Origin of the sequence: Enterobacter cloacae complex sp. GF14B (genome assembly GCF_004136805.1) — a bacterium.
In the GTDB taxonomy this organism is placed as follows: Bacteria; Pseudomonadota; Gammaproteobacteria; order Enterobacterales; family Enterobacteriaceae; genus Enterobacter; species Enterobacter hormaechei_C.
Window position 1 is genome coordinate 1 of sequence record NZ_QFRV01000003.1, and the last position, 14,537, is coordinate 14,537.

Below are 14,537 nucleotides of genomic sequence, written 5' to 3' on the forward strand. Positions count from 1 at the left end.
GGGCTGAGGGTTCCCCACAAAATAATGCCTGCACAGACGGCCCCCTCTCCCTTGAGGGAGAGGGCTGGGGTGAGGGGGAACATACGGCTCTGGTGGTCATTCCGTTCACTTTATGTTCCTTGCTACTCTGTCACGACATGACCGGTGAACGTGCCAGGGTGGCTCAGTCGCCACCACCCTGGCGACCCGGGCTTCCGGCGGAAAATCGCCGCTTCGCGGTGCCTCCGGCTTTTTCCTTCCGGCTTATCGGGGACGGGCGGAGGTAACATCCCTGTAAAGCCCGCCCTCTCGGCGCATCCCTGCGCCTCGCCCCGGCCTACAGGAAACGCCTCAGCGATTTACAGCCGGACCGAGGCATCGCTGAAAGCCCTCAGTTATTCTGAGGCAACGTTATCGCTTTTGCTTTCAAATTACTGGGGAACCACCCACGGGGAGAGGGAGAATTAAGCCGTTGTAGGCCCGGTAAGCGCAGCGCCACCGGGCGAAAAAACATTACCCTTCGTGCAGCCCGCACTCGCGCTTCAGCCCGAAGAATCGCGTATCTTCTTCCGCCATTCCCGGTTCCCATTTACGCGTGGTGTGGGTGTCGCCTACCGACAGGTAGCCTTGATCCCACAGCGGATGGTACTTCAGCCCGTGCTTTTGCAGATACTGGTACACCGTGCGGTTATCCCAGTCGATGATCGGCAGCACTTTGAACACGCCGCGCTGCACCGCCAGCACCGGCAGCGTTGCCCGGCTCCCGGACTGCTCGCGGCGCAGGCCCGCAAACCAGGTCTGAGCGTTCAGTTCTTTTAGCGCCCGGTTCATCGGCTCGACCTTGTTGATCTCATTGTATTTCTCAATGCCCTCAACGCCCTGCTCCCACAGCTTGCCGTAACGCGCCTCCTGCCAGGCCGCGCTTTCCGTCGCACGGTAGACTTTCAGGTTCAGCCTGAGCTTATCCGTCAGCTCGTCGATAAACTGATAGGTCTCCGGGAACAGATAGCCGGTATCGGTGAGGATCACCGGAATGTCCGGACGGATCTGATTCACCAGATGCAGACTGACCGCCGCCTGAATGCCAAAGCTCGACGAAAGCACATAGTCTCCCGGCAGGTTTTCCAGCGCCCACGCCACGCGCCCTTCGGCGTCCAGCTTTTCCAGTTGGGCGTTAGTTTCTGCGAGTGCCAGAATGCGTTCGACTTTTGGCAATGCGTTAAGCGCGTTTAGATCGAGTACGGACATAATTACCTCTCGTGGTTACTCCCAGAAATCCCTTGCGGGATCGAGCACCGGGCGAATGATGCCCGCACGTACCGTAAAGTCGCCGAAGCCTTCACCCGCTTCGCGCTCTTTCGCCCAGCGTCCGATAAGCACGTCGAGGGAATCGAGAATTTCCGGCTCGGTGATGTTCTCGCGGAACATACGCGGAATACGCGTCCCGATACGGTTACCGCCCAGGTGCAGGTTATAGCGACCCGGCGCTTTCCCTACCAGACCGAGTTCGGCCAGCATCGCGCGGCCGCAGCCGTTCGGGCAGCCCGTCACGCGCATAACAATATGCTCGTCCGGAATACCGTGTTTTTCCAGAATCGCTTCCACTTTATCAGTGAAGGACGGCAGGAAACGCTCGGCTTCGGCCATCGCCAGCGGACAGGTCGGGAACGACACGCAGGCCATCGAGTTTTCACGCTGCGCGCTCACCGCATTCATCAACCCGTGCTCGCGGGCCAGCTCTTCAATTCTCGCCTTTTCGCTTTCCGGCACGCTGGCGACGATCAGGTTCTGGTTAGCGGTGATACGGAACTCGCCTTTGTGGATCTTCGCGATTTCCAGCAGGCCGGTTTTCAGCGGACGGCCCGGATAATCAAGAATACGGCCGTTTTCGATAAACAGCGTCAGGTGCCATTTATTATCGATACCTTTAACCCAGCCGATGCGATCGCCGCGACCGGTAAATTCGTAAGGGCGGATCGGCTCAAACTTGATGCCCGCGCGACGCTCCACTTCTTCTTTGAACGTCTCGACGCCTACGCGCTCCAGAGTGTATTTGGTTTTCGCGTTTTTACGATCGGTACGGTTACCCCAGTCGCGCTGGGTAGTAACCACCGCCTCAGCCACTGCCAGCGTGTGCTCCAGCGGCAGGAAGCCGAACTCGCTCGCGGTGCGGGCGTAGGTTTTCTTGTTCCCATGCTCAATGGACAAACCGCCGCCCACCAGCAGGTTAAAGCCGACCAGCTTGCCGTTTTCGGCAATCGCCACGAAGTTCATGTCGTTGGCGTGCAGGTCGATATCGTTCTGCGGCGGGATCACCACCGTGGTTTTGAACTTACGCGGCAGGTAGGTCTGACCGAGGATCGGCTCTTCATCGGTGGTGGCGACTTTCTCCTGATCGAGCCAGATCTCCGCATAGGCACGCGTGCGTGGCAGCAGATGTTCGGAGATTTTTTTCGCCCACTCGTACGCTTCGGCGTGCAGTTCGGACTCGTACGGATTCGAGGTGCAAAGCACGTTACGGTTCATGTCGTTGGCGGTCGCCAGCGCGTCCAGACCCACGGAGTGCAGCATCTGGTGAACCGGCTTGACGTTCTTCTTCAGAATGCCGTGGAACTGGAAGGTCTGACGGTTGGTCAGACGAATGCTGCCGTAAATCGTGTTGTCATGGGCAAACTTGTCGATCGCCTGCCACTGTTTGGTGGTGATGATGCCACCCGGCAGACGACAGCGCAGCAGCATCGCGTGACGCGGCTCCAGCTTCTGCTCGGCACGTTCGGCGCGGATATCGCGGTCGTCCTGCTGGTACATACCGTGGAAACGGATCAGCAGGAAGTTGTCGCCTTTGAAACCGCCGGTCAGGCCGTCATTTAAATCTTCGGCAATGGTACCGCGCAGGTAGTTGCTCTCTACCTTCATGCGCTCGGCATCAGACAGTTTGCCTTCGACCACCAGTGGGCCAGGATGTTTTTCGCTCATTAGTAGACATCTCGCTGATAACGGCGCTCTACGCGCAGCTCACTTAAAAATTCATCCGCCGTTTCGGCATCCATACCGCCGAATTCGGCAATCACTTCCAGCAGTGCCTGCTCAACGTCTTTCGCCATGCGATTGGCGTCGCCGCAGACATAAATGTGGGCACCGTCATTGATCCAGCGCCACAGCTCTGCGCCCTGTTCGCGCAGTTTGTCTTGTACGTATACTTTTTCTTTCTGGTCACGAGACCAGGCCAGATCGATGCGGGTCAGCACACCCTCTTTGACGTAGCGCTGCCATTCAACCTGGTAGAGGAAATCTTCGGTAAAATGCGGGTTGCCGAAGAACAGCCAGTTTTTACCCGGTGCCTCGTCCGCTGCACGCTGCTGCATAAAGGCGCGGAACGGTGCGATGCCGGTGCCCGGGCCAATCATGATCACCGGCGTTTCCGGGTTCGCCGGCAGACGGAAGTTGTCGTTGTGCTCGATAAAGACGCGCACCTCGCCCTCTTCTTCCACGCGGTCGGCCAGGAAGCCCGAGGCCCCGCCCGCCCGCGCGCGGCCTTCGATGTCGTAACGCACCACGCCAACGGTGATGTGGACTTCGTTTTCCACTTCCGCCTGTGAGGAGGCGATGGAGTAAAGACGCGGCGTCAGTGGACGCAGCAGGCCGATCAGCGCGTCGGCATCCAGCTGTGCCGGTGAGAAACGCACCATATCGACAATCGGCGTTGTCGCCGCGTATTGCTGTAACTTCGCCTTATCCCCGACCAGCGGAAGGAGCGATTCGCTGCGGGTTAAGGTGGCGTAGTTTTCAACGATGTTGGCGGTATTCACCGTCAGCTCGAAATGCCACTGAAGCGCCTCAGAGAGCGGTAAGGTTTTACCCTCCACCTGGACCGGCTCCGTGCCTTTCAGCCACAGCAGTTCGACCAGCTCTTTCACCAGCGCCGGATCGTTCTGATACCAGACGCCCAGCGCATCGCCAGGCTGATAACGCAGGCCGGAGTCACCGAGATCGATTTCGATATGGCGCACGTCTTTTTCCGAATCACGGCCCGTGATTTTCTGGTTTACCGACAGGCTCGCCGTCAGCGGCGCCTCTTTCGTGTAAGGGCTGGTGTGGATTTCGTTGACGGTGCCCGCTGCGGTAACGGCGGCCTGCGCTGGCGTCTCTTTCGGGACGCGGGCCTTCAGCACCTCAACGATGCGCGCCCGCCATTCGGCGGCGGCGGCCTGGTATTCGACATCAGCGTCTACGCGATCCAGCAGGCGCTCTGCACCCAGCTCCGCCAGCTTGCTGTCGAAATCTTTACCGGACTGGCAGAAAAATTCATAGGACGTGTCACCGAGGCCGAAGACGGCAAAGGCGGTGCCCTCGAGCTTTGGCGCTTTTTTCGAGAACAGGAACTTATGCAGCGCGACGGCTTCTTCCGCAGGCTCGCCTTCGCCCTGCGTTGACGCCACCACCACCAGCAGTTTTTCTGACGCGATCTGTTTGAATTTATAATCCCCGGCGTTGACCAGGTTAACGTTCAGCTTCGCGGCGAGCAGGTCATCACGCAGCGCTTCGGCCACACGACGGGCATTACCCGTTTGCGAAGCGGAGATAAGCGTGATGGCAGGAATTTCAACGGCCGTTGGCGGGACGCCAGCCACAGCACCCGGCTGCTGGTTCAGCATTCCCCAGAAATAGCCGGAGACCCAGGCGAGCTGGGTGGGTGAAAAATCGGAAGTCGCGGCCTGGAGGCGCGCCAGTTGCTCCGGGTTAAGGGGAAGCAAATTTGAAGGTGGGGCCTGTGTTGTCATGCGTCGTTATGTTCCAGTAGCAAAGCGGACTTTAAGCGAATAAATCCAAACTGAAGATAAGGTTAACGGCGGGGATAATAACAATTAAAGAAGGGATGGAAATAATAAATAACCAAATGGACTAACCTGTTTTAGTTATCGTTCTTAACGATAAAAGCGATTAAACAACTGTCTGAAATAAAACAACAAAAGTCGATAAACACCATGAATACGAGGCGGCGACAGTTCAGAGCCGTTTTAGTTAATGATAAAAATTGTGCTTTCCGGTACTATGCGGCGGTTTTTTCCGCATTCCTGAGAGCTATGATGTCCACCACACTGTTTAAAGATTTCACCTTCGAAGCCGCACACCACCTTCCACACGTTCCTGCCGGGCACAAATGTGGCCGCCTGCATGGACACTCGTTTATGGTGCGTCTTGAAATCACCGGTGAAGTCGATCCCCATACGGGCTGGATCATGGACTTTGCCGAACTGAAGGCCGCGTTTAAGCCGACCTACGATCGTCTCGATCACTACTATCTGAATGATATTCCGGGCCTTGAAAACCCGACCAGCGAGGTGCTGGCGAAATGGATTTGGGATCAGATGAAACCGCTGGTGCCGCTGCTGAGTGCGGTGATGATCAAAGAGACCTGCACGGCAGGCTGCGTCTACCGCGGGGAGTGAATCTCCTCCGTTTCGGCCTCATGAGGCACGAGCGGCGTAAACTCGTAGAGCACCAGCGCATTACTCTCCAGTGATTCACTCAGTTGCCAGCCGTCATAAAGGCGTTCATCGCGTACGGAAAGCGTTGGACGCGCTTTATGCGCTATCCAGCGCCACATCTCTTCATCAGGGCCGCTTTCGCTACCAACCCCTTCAAGCAACGGATAGAGCGCGCCGTTGTGCTGATCAAACAGATGGCATTTAATTCGCCATTTACCGCGCATTCCCTTCAGGTGTAAATGATACTGCTGGCGAAAACGCTGGATGAAGGCTTCTTCACTGGATAGGAGTGGATTAAAAACCACCACATTACGCAGCAACAGCTGATAACCATTGCGATGGCGCGTAAGCAGGACACGCTTATCATTGACCAGCACCTCGCCCCGCAGACGTTGCCAGAGCCAGAGTACCCAATAAACCGGACGCGGCAGACCATGGTTATACTGTAGCGCAAGGCTTGAGGTATCGATGGTGTTGTTCGCACGGGCTTCTCCCTGAAGGCCCGAATTGAGCCAGAATCCCGCCAGCCAGACCTGCTCCGAAAGCCCGAGCAGGTTCTGCATCAGCAGCGCCCCACGAAAAAACCAGCCGTTTGTCGCCCGCGTGTTGCCGGTGAGGGTATTCCAGGAGAGAAGCCAGACGGGAAGCGAACATTTTCGCAGGCGAAGGGCAGCGAGGATCTGGCGGACCTTCAGTATCGGATAATTTTCCGTTGAGGAGAGAGGGGTTACCTCCAGCTGCGCGGGATCGAGAAGTTCATTGGCATCGGCAGAACAGGCAAGAAAATCGGCCTGCATCAGGATGGCTGAACTGAACAGGGTATCGTCGCTTACGCCCGCGCTGACGGGGGCAAATCGGTGCCATAAACCAAACTTTGCCTGCGGAAGATAAGTTCGTATTGCCTTTTGCTGGGCCAGCCAGACCTGCTCCCGGGTCTCCTCACTCGCCTGTGTTGACCAGTGCATGACGAAGTGCCAGCCCGCGGTGATCTCTGGCGCAAAATGATTAACCGACTGTTGTAAAAAGCGGGTGAGAAGATCGCGGCGGGTCGTTACGCCGGTGTGCAGTAGCACCGTCCACTGCTTTTTTGCCAGCCAGGTGAAGAGCTGATGCAGATTGTACCAGCAGGCGTAGCCTGCCATCTGGGGGTCATCCCACCCGGTAGCAAACAGACGACTGCTGAGAAAAGGTTCGGCGATATCAATTCCCTCAATGGGAATAGCCTCATTTATCGCCTCCAGATTTTGTCGAACGTCCTCACGGAGCAAATCGTCGAGCTCACGCAGGGTTATGACCACCCGCATACGGCGCAGCGAGGCAGAAAGAGGATTGAGCTGCTCAAGATCCAGTCTCTGCTCCTGCTGCGGGTGAACGACGAGCGGCGAGGCTCCCCAACCGCGCGCCACCGGTTCATTGAGCAGGCTAAACAGCTTGTCCACGTCGACCGGATAGCGCTGCTCACGCCTGTCCGTCCGAATACGTGCCGCCTCCGGGTGCTGGCGTCGGGCCTTACGAAACTCACCCGGAGACATATTGTGAACACGCCTGAACCGATCGCTCATCATGCGCGTGCTGGCGAAACCCTGCTCAAGCGCAATCTGGTGCAGCGGTCGGTTCGTCAGCCGGAGAGCGTTGGCCGCCTTTTCCAGCCGCAGGCGGGTGATGTACTGCATGAAACTGATCCCCACCTCCTTGCGAAAGAGACGAGAGAGCCAGGCTTCAGAAACATATTCACTCGCGGCGATTTCCGCAAGCGTAATACGGCGGGAATAACTGGCATTGATCCGCTCTATCACCCGGGCGATGCGTTTGCTGTGCGCTGAGGAAAGTTCCCGGGACAGCATACGGGCGGGCTGTTGAAAGCGGCTGGTCAGCAACAGCAAAATCTCGCTCAGCCAGCGGTACGCCTCCAGCCGGTAGCGGTGCGGGTCGTTGATGAGGGTGACCACAAGAAGCTGGCGCAGCAGATCGCGAAGCGCATCGCACTGGGGCCAGACGCCTCCGGCTTCTGCCGGTACAGCATAATCATGGGCAAAAAAATCATTGCAGAGCTGGACGACCCAGCGCCCGGAAAGGGTTACGCGCAGGGTGACATTTGCCGTTTCGCTCGTGAACTGCCAGCGCCGATGACGGTTGATGATGGCAAGGGTATTGGCCTCCAGGATGTCACGTCCCGCATCGGTGTTCAGCTCTGCCCGCCCTTCCAGCACCCAGAGCAACGTTAGCGTATCGCCTTCATCCTCCACGCAGTGGCGAATGTCCTGAATCTCTATCCAAAATTCATCTCCCCGTTGCGCCATCTTACCCCTCACCAAAGACAAATAATGACCTGCTCTTTTTTGTCATAACTGAATTGTATGAAAAACAATCAAAACAAAGCCGTCGCTTTACAACAAAAAATTGCATTTTCAGGCAGTACGATCGTCATAGACTCGAAATTATCATCGTTTGGCAGAAAAAGGATAACAAAAATGACACATCCAATTATCGAAGCTCTGCGTGGCAACGAAGCTCGGTTCACTGAATTACGGCGCTATTTTCATCAGCATCCTGAAATTGGTTTTGAGGAGCACAATACGAGCGATCGCGTTGCAGCGCTGCTTCAGGAATGGGGATATGAGGTTCATCGCGGGCTGGCGAAAACCGGTGTGGTCGGCACACTGAAGGTGGGTAACGGGCATAAACGCCTGGGCCTGCGCGCCGATATGGATGCGCTGCCAATGCAGGAAAACAACGGCAAGGCGTGGAGTAGTACCGTTGAGGGTAAATTTCACGGCTGCGGTCATGACGGCCACACCACAACGCTCCTGTATGCAGCGGAGTACCTGGCACGCACCCGCAATTTTAACGGCACGCTGCACCTTATTTTTCAGCCCGCGGAAGAACTTCTGTATGGCGGACGCGTTATGGTAGAGGACGGTTTGTTTGACCTGTTCCCCTGCGACCACATCTTTGGTCTGCACAATATGCCGTCACAGCCCCTCGGAAAAATTGGTCTGCGCGATGGTGCCATGATGGCCTCTTCCGACACTCTTCATATTGAGGTTAACGGCGTGGGGGGGCACGGTGCGGTGCCAGAACATACCGTTGACGCCACCCTGGTTGCCTGTCATATAACTATCGCTTTACAGTCCATTATTTCGCGCAACATTACCCCCTTCCAGCCTGCCGTCGTTACCGTAGGCAGCATTCAGGCCGGACATGCCCCCAACATTATCAACGACAAAGTATTGATGAAACTTACCGTGCGCACGCTGGATGAACGCGTGCGGCAAACCGTGCTACAGCGTATCCATGATATCGCCGTTGCACAGGCGGAAAGTTTCAATGCGACGGCCACCATTCGACACATTAACGGCAGCCCGGTACTGAAAAACAATCCGCAAGCCAATGAGATGGTGCGCAACGTCGCCACCGATCTGTTCGGTCAGGATGCCGTCGCGGAGGTCAATGCGTTTATGGGCAGCGAGGACTTTGCTTTCATGCTCGAGAAAAATCCCAATGGATGCTATTTCACGCTTGGCGCCGGGGATGAGCCTGACCGCTGCATGGTACATAACCCGGGCTACGACTTTAACGACAACATTCTCCTCACCGGCGCGGCGCTGTGGGCCGCACTGACCGAACACTATCTGCGCTGATTCGCACCTTCCCGGGAGGGCTGCACTATGAGTACCGTTTCCCTGACAGGCGCATCCGCCTACGCCGGTAACGATCGGCTGCTGGCGGGTATCGTCATGAGCGTTCTGACATTCTGGCTGTTTGCCCAGTCGGTTATCAACGTGGTTCCGGCCATGCAGAATAGCCTCGATATTGCCCTCGAAACCCTTACGCTGGCCGTCAGCCTGAGCGCATTGTTCAGCGGCTGTTTTGTCGTTGCCTGCGGTGGGTTTGCCGATAAGTTTGGGCGCATGCGCCTGACCATGATTGGCCTGATCCTGAGCATGATCGGGAGTGGTCTGCTGTTCATTTCATGGGAGCCCGTCCTGTTTCTGTTGGGAAGAGCGATACAGGGGCTATCAGCGGCCTGCATCATGCCCGCCACGCTGGCGCTGATTAAGACCTGGTATGACGGTAAAGCACGCCAGCGCGCCATCAGCTTTTGGGTTATCGGCTCCTGGGGCGGCAGTGGCCTGAGCTCGTTTGTGGGAGGCGCCATCGCCACCACGCTGGGCTGGCGCTGGATATTTATTTTCTCCATGGTGGTGGCTCTGGCCGCGCTATTGCTTATCCGCGCCACCCCGGAAAGCCGCAGCCCTGATGCGTGTCGACACAAACTGGATATCAGCGGCCTGGTGAGTTTTGTCCTTATGCTGGTGCTGTTCAATCTGTTTATCAGCAAAGGACACAGCTGGGGCTGGAGCAGCAGTTTATCGCTTCTTGTACTGTGTGGAGCCGTGATTGCACTGATGTGCTTTGTCGTTACCGGGCGACGGAAAGGCGATGCGGCACTGATCGATTTCGCCCTGTTCAAAAACCGGGCCTATAGCGCCTCGGTATTCTCAAATTTCCTGCTCAACGGCTGCATTGGCACCATGATGATCGCCAGCATCTGGTTGCAGCAGGGCCATCATCTGTCACCGCTACAGACAGGCATGATGACGCTGGGGTATCTGGTTACCGTACTGGCGATGATCCGGGTGGGTGAAAAACTGCTTCAGCGCTATGGCGCCAGGCTGCCGATGATGACCGGCCCGCTGCTGACCGCAACAGGTATTTCGCTGATTTCATGCACCTTCTTAAGCAAAGAGGTCTACATTGTCACCGTCTTTCTGAGCAATATTTTATTCGGGCTGGGGCTCGGATGTTACGCCACGCCCTCAACGGACACGGCGGTAATGAATGCCCCTGAAAACAAAGTGGGGGTGGCTTCAGGGATCTATAAGATGGGCAGTTCCCTGGGCGGCGCAATGGGGATCGCGGTCACCGCATCGCTGTACGCCCTATGGCTGCCGATGGGAACGGCCAGTGCCGCGCAGTATGCCTTGCTGTTCAACAGTGCGATTTGCCTTGGGTCGGCAGTCGTGACCTGGGCTTTACTGCCAACAACAAAAGCCCCGCGTTAAGCGGGGCCACAAAAGTATCAGGCAATGTTCAGATATTTGTGCGTCTGCATCGACAGGCGCCAGTTGCGGGCGATACAGGTTTCAATGCACAGACGGGTTGCATCGTCTTTCTGGCTGATAGGCTGTAGCGCGATCACGCGCTGCTTTTCGTCCGTCAGCGTCGCCAGCAGTTCGTCCAGCGCTTCGATGTCACGCACGCGCCCCACCGGATGTTTGATCTCATCAGCACGCTCAAGCGCCTGCGATAGTACGTCATACCCGCCGCGCATATTCACTTTCGGTGAAACCGTTACCCACGTTGAATGGGAGCAGCGCACTTCATGGGTACCGCTGGTTTCAATCTGACAGCTATAGCCGTTCTTTTCGAGCAGTTCGGTGAGCGGCATCAGATCATGAATGCAGGGTTCCCCGCCGGTGATCACCACATGCCGCGCCGTCCAGCCCTGACGACCAATAATGGCAAGCAGATCTTCCGCGCTGCCCGCGCCCCATTTATCGCTCTCTTTGGTTTTCGCCAGAATGCTGAACAGCGACACTTCCCGATCTGCGAGCTTATCCCACGTATGTTTGGTATCACACCAGGCGCAGCCAACCGGGCATCCCTGTAAACGAATAAAGATAGCGGGAACGCCGGTAAAGTAACCCTCGCCTTGAAGGGTCTGGAACATCTCGTTAATCGGGTACTGCATAGTCAACTCTGTTAAGGGGATAAACGATAAGTATCGCAGATCCCCGTCAGATGATCATGCTCCATCGGTGCTTTGCGCGCCAATTGCCGCCATAAACCGTTCCGTAATTTGCTGCGGTCGGGTGATCGCCCCGCCGACGACAACCGTGTGCGCCCCCAGCGCCAGACACCTGGCCGCGCGATCGGGGGTATTCACGTTACCTTCGGCAATCACGGGGATCGTGACGGCAGACAGCACCTCTTTCAAAAACGCGCAGTCATTTTCCGGTAGCGAATGGCCCGCGGTCTCCGCCGTATAACCGTAAAGGGTGGTTCCGACACAATCAAACCCCAGCGCCTGCGCGGTCACGGCCTCCTGCACGGTGGCAATATCCGCCATCAGCAGCAGCGACGGGTAACGGGTGCGGATCTGCGCGATCAGCATGTCCAGCGATACGCCACCGGGCCGTTTCCGGGCGGTCGCATCCAGCGCAACGATCTCCGGGGCGACCGCCATCAGCTCATCCACTTCTTTGAGCGTCGCGGTGATGAACACCTCGCTGTCCGGATAGTCTCGTTTGATGATGCCGATGACCGGCAGTGAGACCAGCCCTTTGATAGCCTCGATATCCACCACGCTATTGGCGCGGATCGCAGCGGCACCGCCCTGGGCTGCCGCCAGCGCCATTCGCGACATAATAAACGGGCTGTGCAGCGGTTCATTTTCCAGCGCCTGGCAGGAGACGACCAGTTTTCCTTTCAGGTTATCCAGTACAGTTTTCATTACGATAAGATCTCTTCCACTTCGTTTTTGATAATGGTGACGTGCGGGCCATAGATGACCTGGACACCGTTGCCGCGGACGATTACGCCGCGGGCGCCGGTCGCTTTCAGTGCAGATTCATTGACTTTGCTACCGTCTTTCACCGTGACGCGAAGGCGCGTGGCGCAGCAGTCAACGTCATCCAGATTGTCTTTTCCTCCCAGCCCGGCGATCACCGCCGCGGCGCGCTCGCTTTGCGGCAGGGTAGCCTCGTCAGCCAACGCCTCCTTTTCACGGCCCGGCGTGGCAAAATCAAAACGTTTGATCAGATAGCGGAAGGTACAGTAGTAAAGGAAGAACCACGGTACGCCCACCAGCGGGACGAACATCCAGTTAGTTTTCGCTTCCCCCTGCAAAATGCCGAACAGCACGAAATCAATAAACCCGCCGGAGAATGTTTGTCCGATGGTGATGTGCAGCATGTGCGCGAGCATGAACGCCAGCCCGTCAAACAGCGCATGAATGACGTACAGCACCGGGGCAATAAACAGGAATGAGAACTCTATGGGCTCGGTAATTCCCGTCAGGAATGAGGTTAACGCCGCAGAGAGCAGCAGCCCGGCAACCCGCTTTTTGTTCTCCGGCCTGGCCGTGTGGTACATCGCAAGGCAGGCGCCCAGCAGACCAAACATCATGGTAATAAAGCGCCCGGACATGAAGCGCGACGTGCCCTCATAGAAATGCTGCGTGTTCGGGTCGGCGAGCTGGGCGAAGAAGATCCGCTGCGTGCCCTCAACCAGGTGACCGTTAACAATTTCACTGCCGCCAAGCGCGGTGGTCCAGAACGGAAGATAGAAGATGTGGTGCAAACCAAACGGGCCAAGCATGCGCAGGATGAAGCCGTACAGCAAAGTCCCCAGATAGCCGGTGGCATCCACCAGCCCGCCGAGGCCAAAGATCAGCTTCTGAAAATGCGGCCAGACCACGGTCATCAGCGCGCCGACGAGTATCGCCGCCAGTGAGCTGATAATGGGAACGAAGCGTGAGCCGCCAAAAAAGCCCAGGAATTGCGGAAGCGCGATTTTATTAAATCGATGATGCAGCGCGCAGGTCACCAGCCCAATAACTACCCCACCAAACACGCCCGTTTCAAGCGTCTGAATACCCAGCGTCATGCCCTGCCCTACGGCGCCCGGGTTCTCATGCGCCAGTTTTCCGGTCAGGATCAGCAGCGCATTGATAGTGGCATTCATCACCAGATAAGCGAGCAACGCCGCCAGCCCTGCCGTGCCTTTATCATTTTTCGCCAGCCCAACGGCGACCCCAACAGCAAACAGTACCGACAGGTTTGCAAACACAATCGAGCCTGCGCTGCTCATGATGGTAAAGATGGCCTGTAGCCAGCCAACGTCTAAAAATGGATACGCGGTAAGCGTATTCGGATTCGATAGCGCCCCGCCGATCCCCAGCAACAGACCTGCTGCGGGCAGTATGGCGATGGGTAACATAAAGGATTTGCCGAAGCGCTGCGCTTTTTCAAACCATCCGCCGGAAGACGCTCCGCTGAACATTTGCATCATTTTTATATCCCCCTGGTTGTTGATGAGAATTTTTACCACATATATTTTCAATTGTGAAAATTACCACCAAAAACCAGGACGCCGATCATACTTTTTCGAAATGACTGGCATCTCTCCCCCGCTTTCCGCCACACTAGTTGGCAGAGAAACGCATTAAGGATCTAGCATGTCGGACCATGAAAACCTGCTGCTGAAGCTACGCCAGGAGGCTTCCGGGTACAGCCCAACGCAACAAAAACTGGGGGAGTTTGTTCTCAACGATCCTGCCAGGGTGCTCTACCTGACGATCACCGAGCTGGCGCGTGAAAGCGGCACCAGCGAGGCCAGCGTCACACGCCTTTGCCGCACGCTGGGCTGTAAGGGGTATAACGAATTTAAAATGGCGCTTGCGCTGGATATTCAGCAGGGTTTGCCTGAGCGTCAGGCAGGAGATGCAATAGATAACGTGGTGGATGAGTCTGTCCAGGCGCTGCAAGATACCGCAAAACTCCTCGACCGGGCCCAACTTGAACAGGCGACACTGGCCCTGCATCAGGCGCAGTCAGTGCAAATTTACGGGGTGGCGGCCAGCGCGATCCTGGGAGAGTATTTGCATTACAAGCTGCTGCGACTCGGCAAACCTGCACAGCTGTTTAGCGATATGCATCGCGCCGCCATGAATGCGACGACGCTCTCGAAAGAGACGCTGGTGGTGGCCATCTCAAGTTCTGGCTCTACACGGGATCTGCTTCACGTGGTGAAACTCGCCCGCAAGCGGGGCGTTAAGGTACTGGCGCTCAGCAATACGCCCCGCAGCCCGCTGGCCTCCCTGAGCGATTTACAGCTGGTTGCAGCCAAACCCGAGGGACCGCTGAGCGCGGGTGCGCTCAATGCCAAGGTTGGCGTGATGCTGCTGGTTGAACTGTTAACCACTTCCCTTATTGCAGTAGACAGCCATTACGGTGACGTCAGCCAGCAAACGGCAAGCGCCACGTTGCCGCTTCTGCTATAGAA

At 56.7% G+C, this 14,537-nt stretch carries 12 protein-coding genes; 5 read left to right on the forward strand and 7 right to left on the reverse strand.

The features are described from left to right. Positions 1-266, forward strand: a 266-nt coding sequence (locus DD606_RS26160; RefSeq protein ID WP_214442972.1) for a hypothetical protein, incomplete at its 5' end; no start/stop codon positions are given. A gap of 226 nt (positions 267-492) precedes the next feature. Here DD606_RS26160 and cysH read toward each other — a convergent pair. The 3 genes from cysH to cysJ are packed head-to-tail and all read right to left on the reverse strand — an operon-like array spanning position 493 to position 4,760. Continuing rightward, positions 493-1,227: a phosphoadenosine phosphosulfate reductase gene (gene cysH, locus DD606_RS01550; protein ID WP_032610046.1), complete on the reverse strand. Its 735-nt coding sequence runs from the start codon at positions 1,225-1,227 to the stop codon at positions 493-495. 15 nt (positions 1,228-1,242) lie between these two features. Beyond that, positions 1,243-2,955 (reverse strand): assimilatory sulfite reductase (NADPH) hemoprotein subunit, encoded by a 1,713-nt coding sequence (gene cysI, locus DD606_RS01555; RefSeq protein ID WP_003862696.1) that lies wholly within the window; start codon positions 2,953-2,955, stop codon positions 1,243-1,245. After that, positions 2,955-4,760: an NADPH-dependent assimilatory sulfite reductase flavoprotein subunit gene (gene cysJ, locus DD606_RS01560; protein ID WP_023314744.1), complete on the reverse strand. Its 1,806-nt coding sequence runs from the start codon at positions 4,758-4,760 to the stop codon at positions 2,955-2,957. The genes cysI and cysJ overlap by 1 nt, the downstream gene beginning before the upstream one ends. A gap of 303 nt (positions 4,761-5,063) precedes the next feature. Between cysJ and queD the strand changes: the two genes are divergently transcribed. Next, positions 5,064-5,429, forward strand: a complete 366-nt coding sequence (gene queD, locus DD606_RS01565; RefSeq protein WP_006811776.1) for a 6-carboxytetrahydropterin synthase QueD — start codon at positions 5,064-5,066, stop codon at positions 5,427-5,429. Here the strand turns inward: queD and DD606_RS01570 are convergent. Next, positions 5,414-7,768, reverse strand: coding sequence for a helix-turn-helix domain-containing protein (locus DD606_RS01570; RefSeq protein WP_129258102.1), 2,355 nt, complete (start codon positions 7,766-7,768; stop codon positions 5,414-5,416). The two genes, queD and DD606_RS01570, sit on opposite strands and share 16 nt — an antisense overlap. Positions 7,769-7,939: 171 nt before the next feature. Between DD606_RS01570 and DD606_RS01575 the strand changes: the two genes are divergently transcribed. Both DD606_RS01575 and DD606_RS01580 read left to right on the forward strand, forming a co-directional pair. Continuing rightward, on the forward strand, positions 7,940-9,109 hold the full coding sequence (locus DD606_RS01575) for a M20 aminoacylase family protein (RefSeq protein WP_063158761.1): 1,170 nt from the start codon (positions 7,940-7,942) through the stop codon (positions 9,107-9,109). A gap of 27 nt (positions 9,110-9,136) precedes the next feature. Next, on the forward strand, positions 9,137-10,534 hold the full coding sequence (locus DD606_RS01580; RefSeq protein WP_045343916.1) for an MFS transporter: 1,398 nt from the start codon (positions 9,137-9,139) through the stop codon (positions 10,532-10,534). A gap of 17 nt (positions 10,535-10,551) precedes the next feature. Here the strand turns inward: DD606_RS01580 and queE are convergent, their stop codons facing one another. Genes queE through DD606_RS01595 form a run of 3 tightly spaced genes read right to left on the reverse strand, consistent with a single transcriptional unit; the run spans position 10,552 to position 13,544 of the window. Further along, complete coding sequence (queE, locus tag DD606_RS01585; RefSeq protein ID WP_006811780.1) at positions 10,552-11,223, reverse strand: 7-carboxy-7-deazaguanine synthase QueE; 672 nt, start codon at positions 11,221-11,223, stop codon at positions 10,552-10,554. A 54-nt stretch (positions 11,224-11,277) separates the two neighbouring features. After that, positions 11,278-11,985 (reverse strand): N-acetylmannosamine-6-phosphate 2-epimerase, encoded by a 708-nt coding sequence (locus tag DD606_RS01590; RefSeq protein ID WP_023314748.1) that lies wholly within the window; start codon positions 11,983-11,985, stop codon positions 11,278-11,280. Next, positions 11,985-13,544, reverse strand: a complete 1,560-nt coding sequence (locus tag DD606_RS01595; protein ID WP_017382825.1) for a maltose/glucose-specific PTS transporter subunit IIC — start codon at positions 13,542-13,544, stop codon at positions 11,985-11,987. Before DD606_RS01595 ends, DD606_RS01590 begins: the two co-directional genes overlap by 1 nt. A gap of 166 nt (positions 13,545-13,710) precedes the next feature. Between DD606_RS01595 and DD606_RS01600 the strand changes: the two genes are divergently transcribed. Next, a complete protein-coding gene (locus DD606_RS01600; RefSeq protein WP_015571725.1) occupies positions 13,711-14,535 on the forward strand; it encodes a MurR/RpiR family transcriptional regulator in 825 nt (274 codons plus the stop codon). Positions 14,536-14,537 lie beyond the last annotated feature (2 nt).

Excerpts from the sequence above, each read along its gene's own strand:
- DD606_RS01570 (WP_129258102.1), bottom strand. The coding sequence starts at position 7,768 with ATGGCGCAACGGGGAGATGAATTTTGGATAGAGATTCAGGACATTCGC.
- queD (WP_006811776.1), top strand. The coding sequence starts at position 5,064 with ATGATGTCCACCACACTGTTTAAAGATTTCACCTTCGAAGCCGCACAC.
- DD606_RS01595 (WP_017382825.1), bottom strand. The coding sequence starts at position 13,544 with ATGATGCAAATGTTCAGCGGAGCGTCTTCCGGCGGATGGTTTGAAAAA.
- DD606_RS01590 (WP_023314748.1), bottom strand. The coding sequence starts at position 11,985 with ATGAAAACTGTACTGGATAACCTGAAAGGAAAACTGGTCGTCTCCTGC.
- DD606_RS01600 (WP_015571725.1), top strand. The coding sequence starts at position 13,711 with ATGTCGGACCATGAAAACCTGCTGCTGAAGCTACGCCAGGAGGCTTCC.
- DD606_RS01580 (WP_045343916.1), top strand. The coding sequence starts at position 9,137 with ATGAGTACCGTTTCCCTGACAGGCGCATCCGCCTACGCCGGTAACGAT.
- cysJ (WP_023314744.1), bottom strand. The coding sequence starts at position 4,760 with ATGACAACACAGGCCCCACCTTCAAATTTGCTTCCCCTTAACCCGGAG.
- cysH (WP_032610046.1), bottom strand. The coding sequence starts at position 1,227 with ATGTCCGTACTCGATCTAAACGCGCTTAACGCATTGCCAAAAGTCGAA.
- cysI (WP_003862696.1), bottom strand. The coding sequence starts at position 2,955 with ATGAGCGAAAAACATCCTGGCCCACTGGTGGTCGAAGGCAAACTGTCT.
- queE (WP_006811780.1), bottom strand. The coding sequence starts at position 11,223 with ATGCAGTACCCGATTAACGAGATGTTCCAGACCCTTCAAGGCGAGGGT.
- DD606_RS01575 (WP_063158761.1), top strand. The coding sequence starts at position 7,940 with ATGACACATCCAATTATCGAAGCTCTGCGTGGCAACGAAGCTCGGTTC.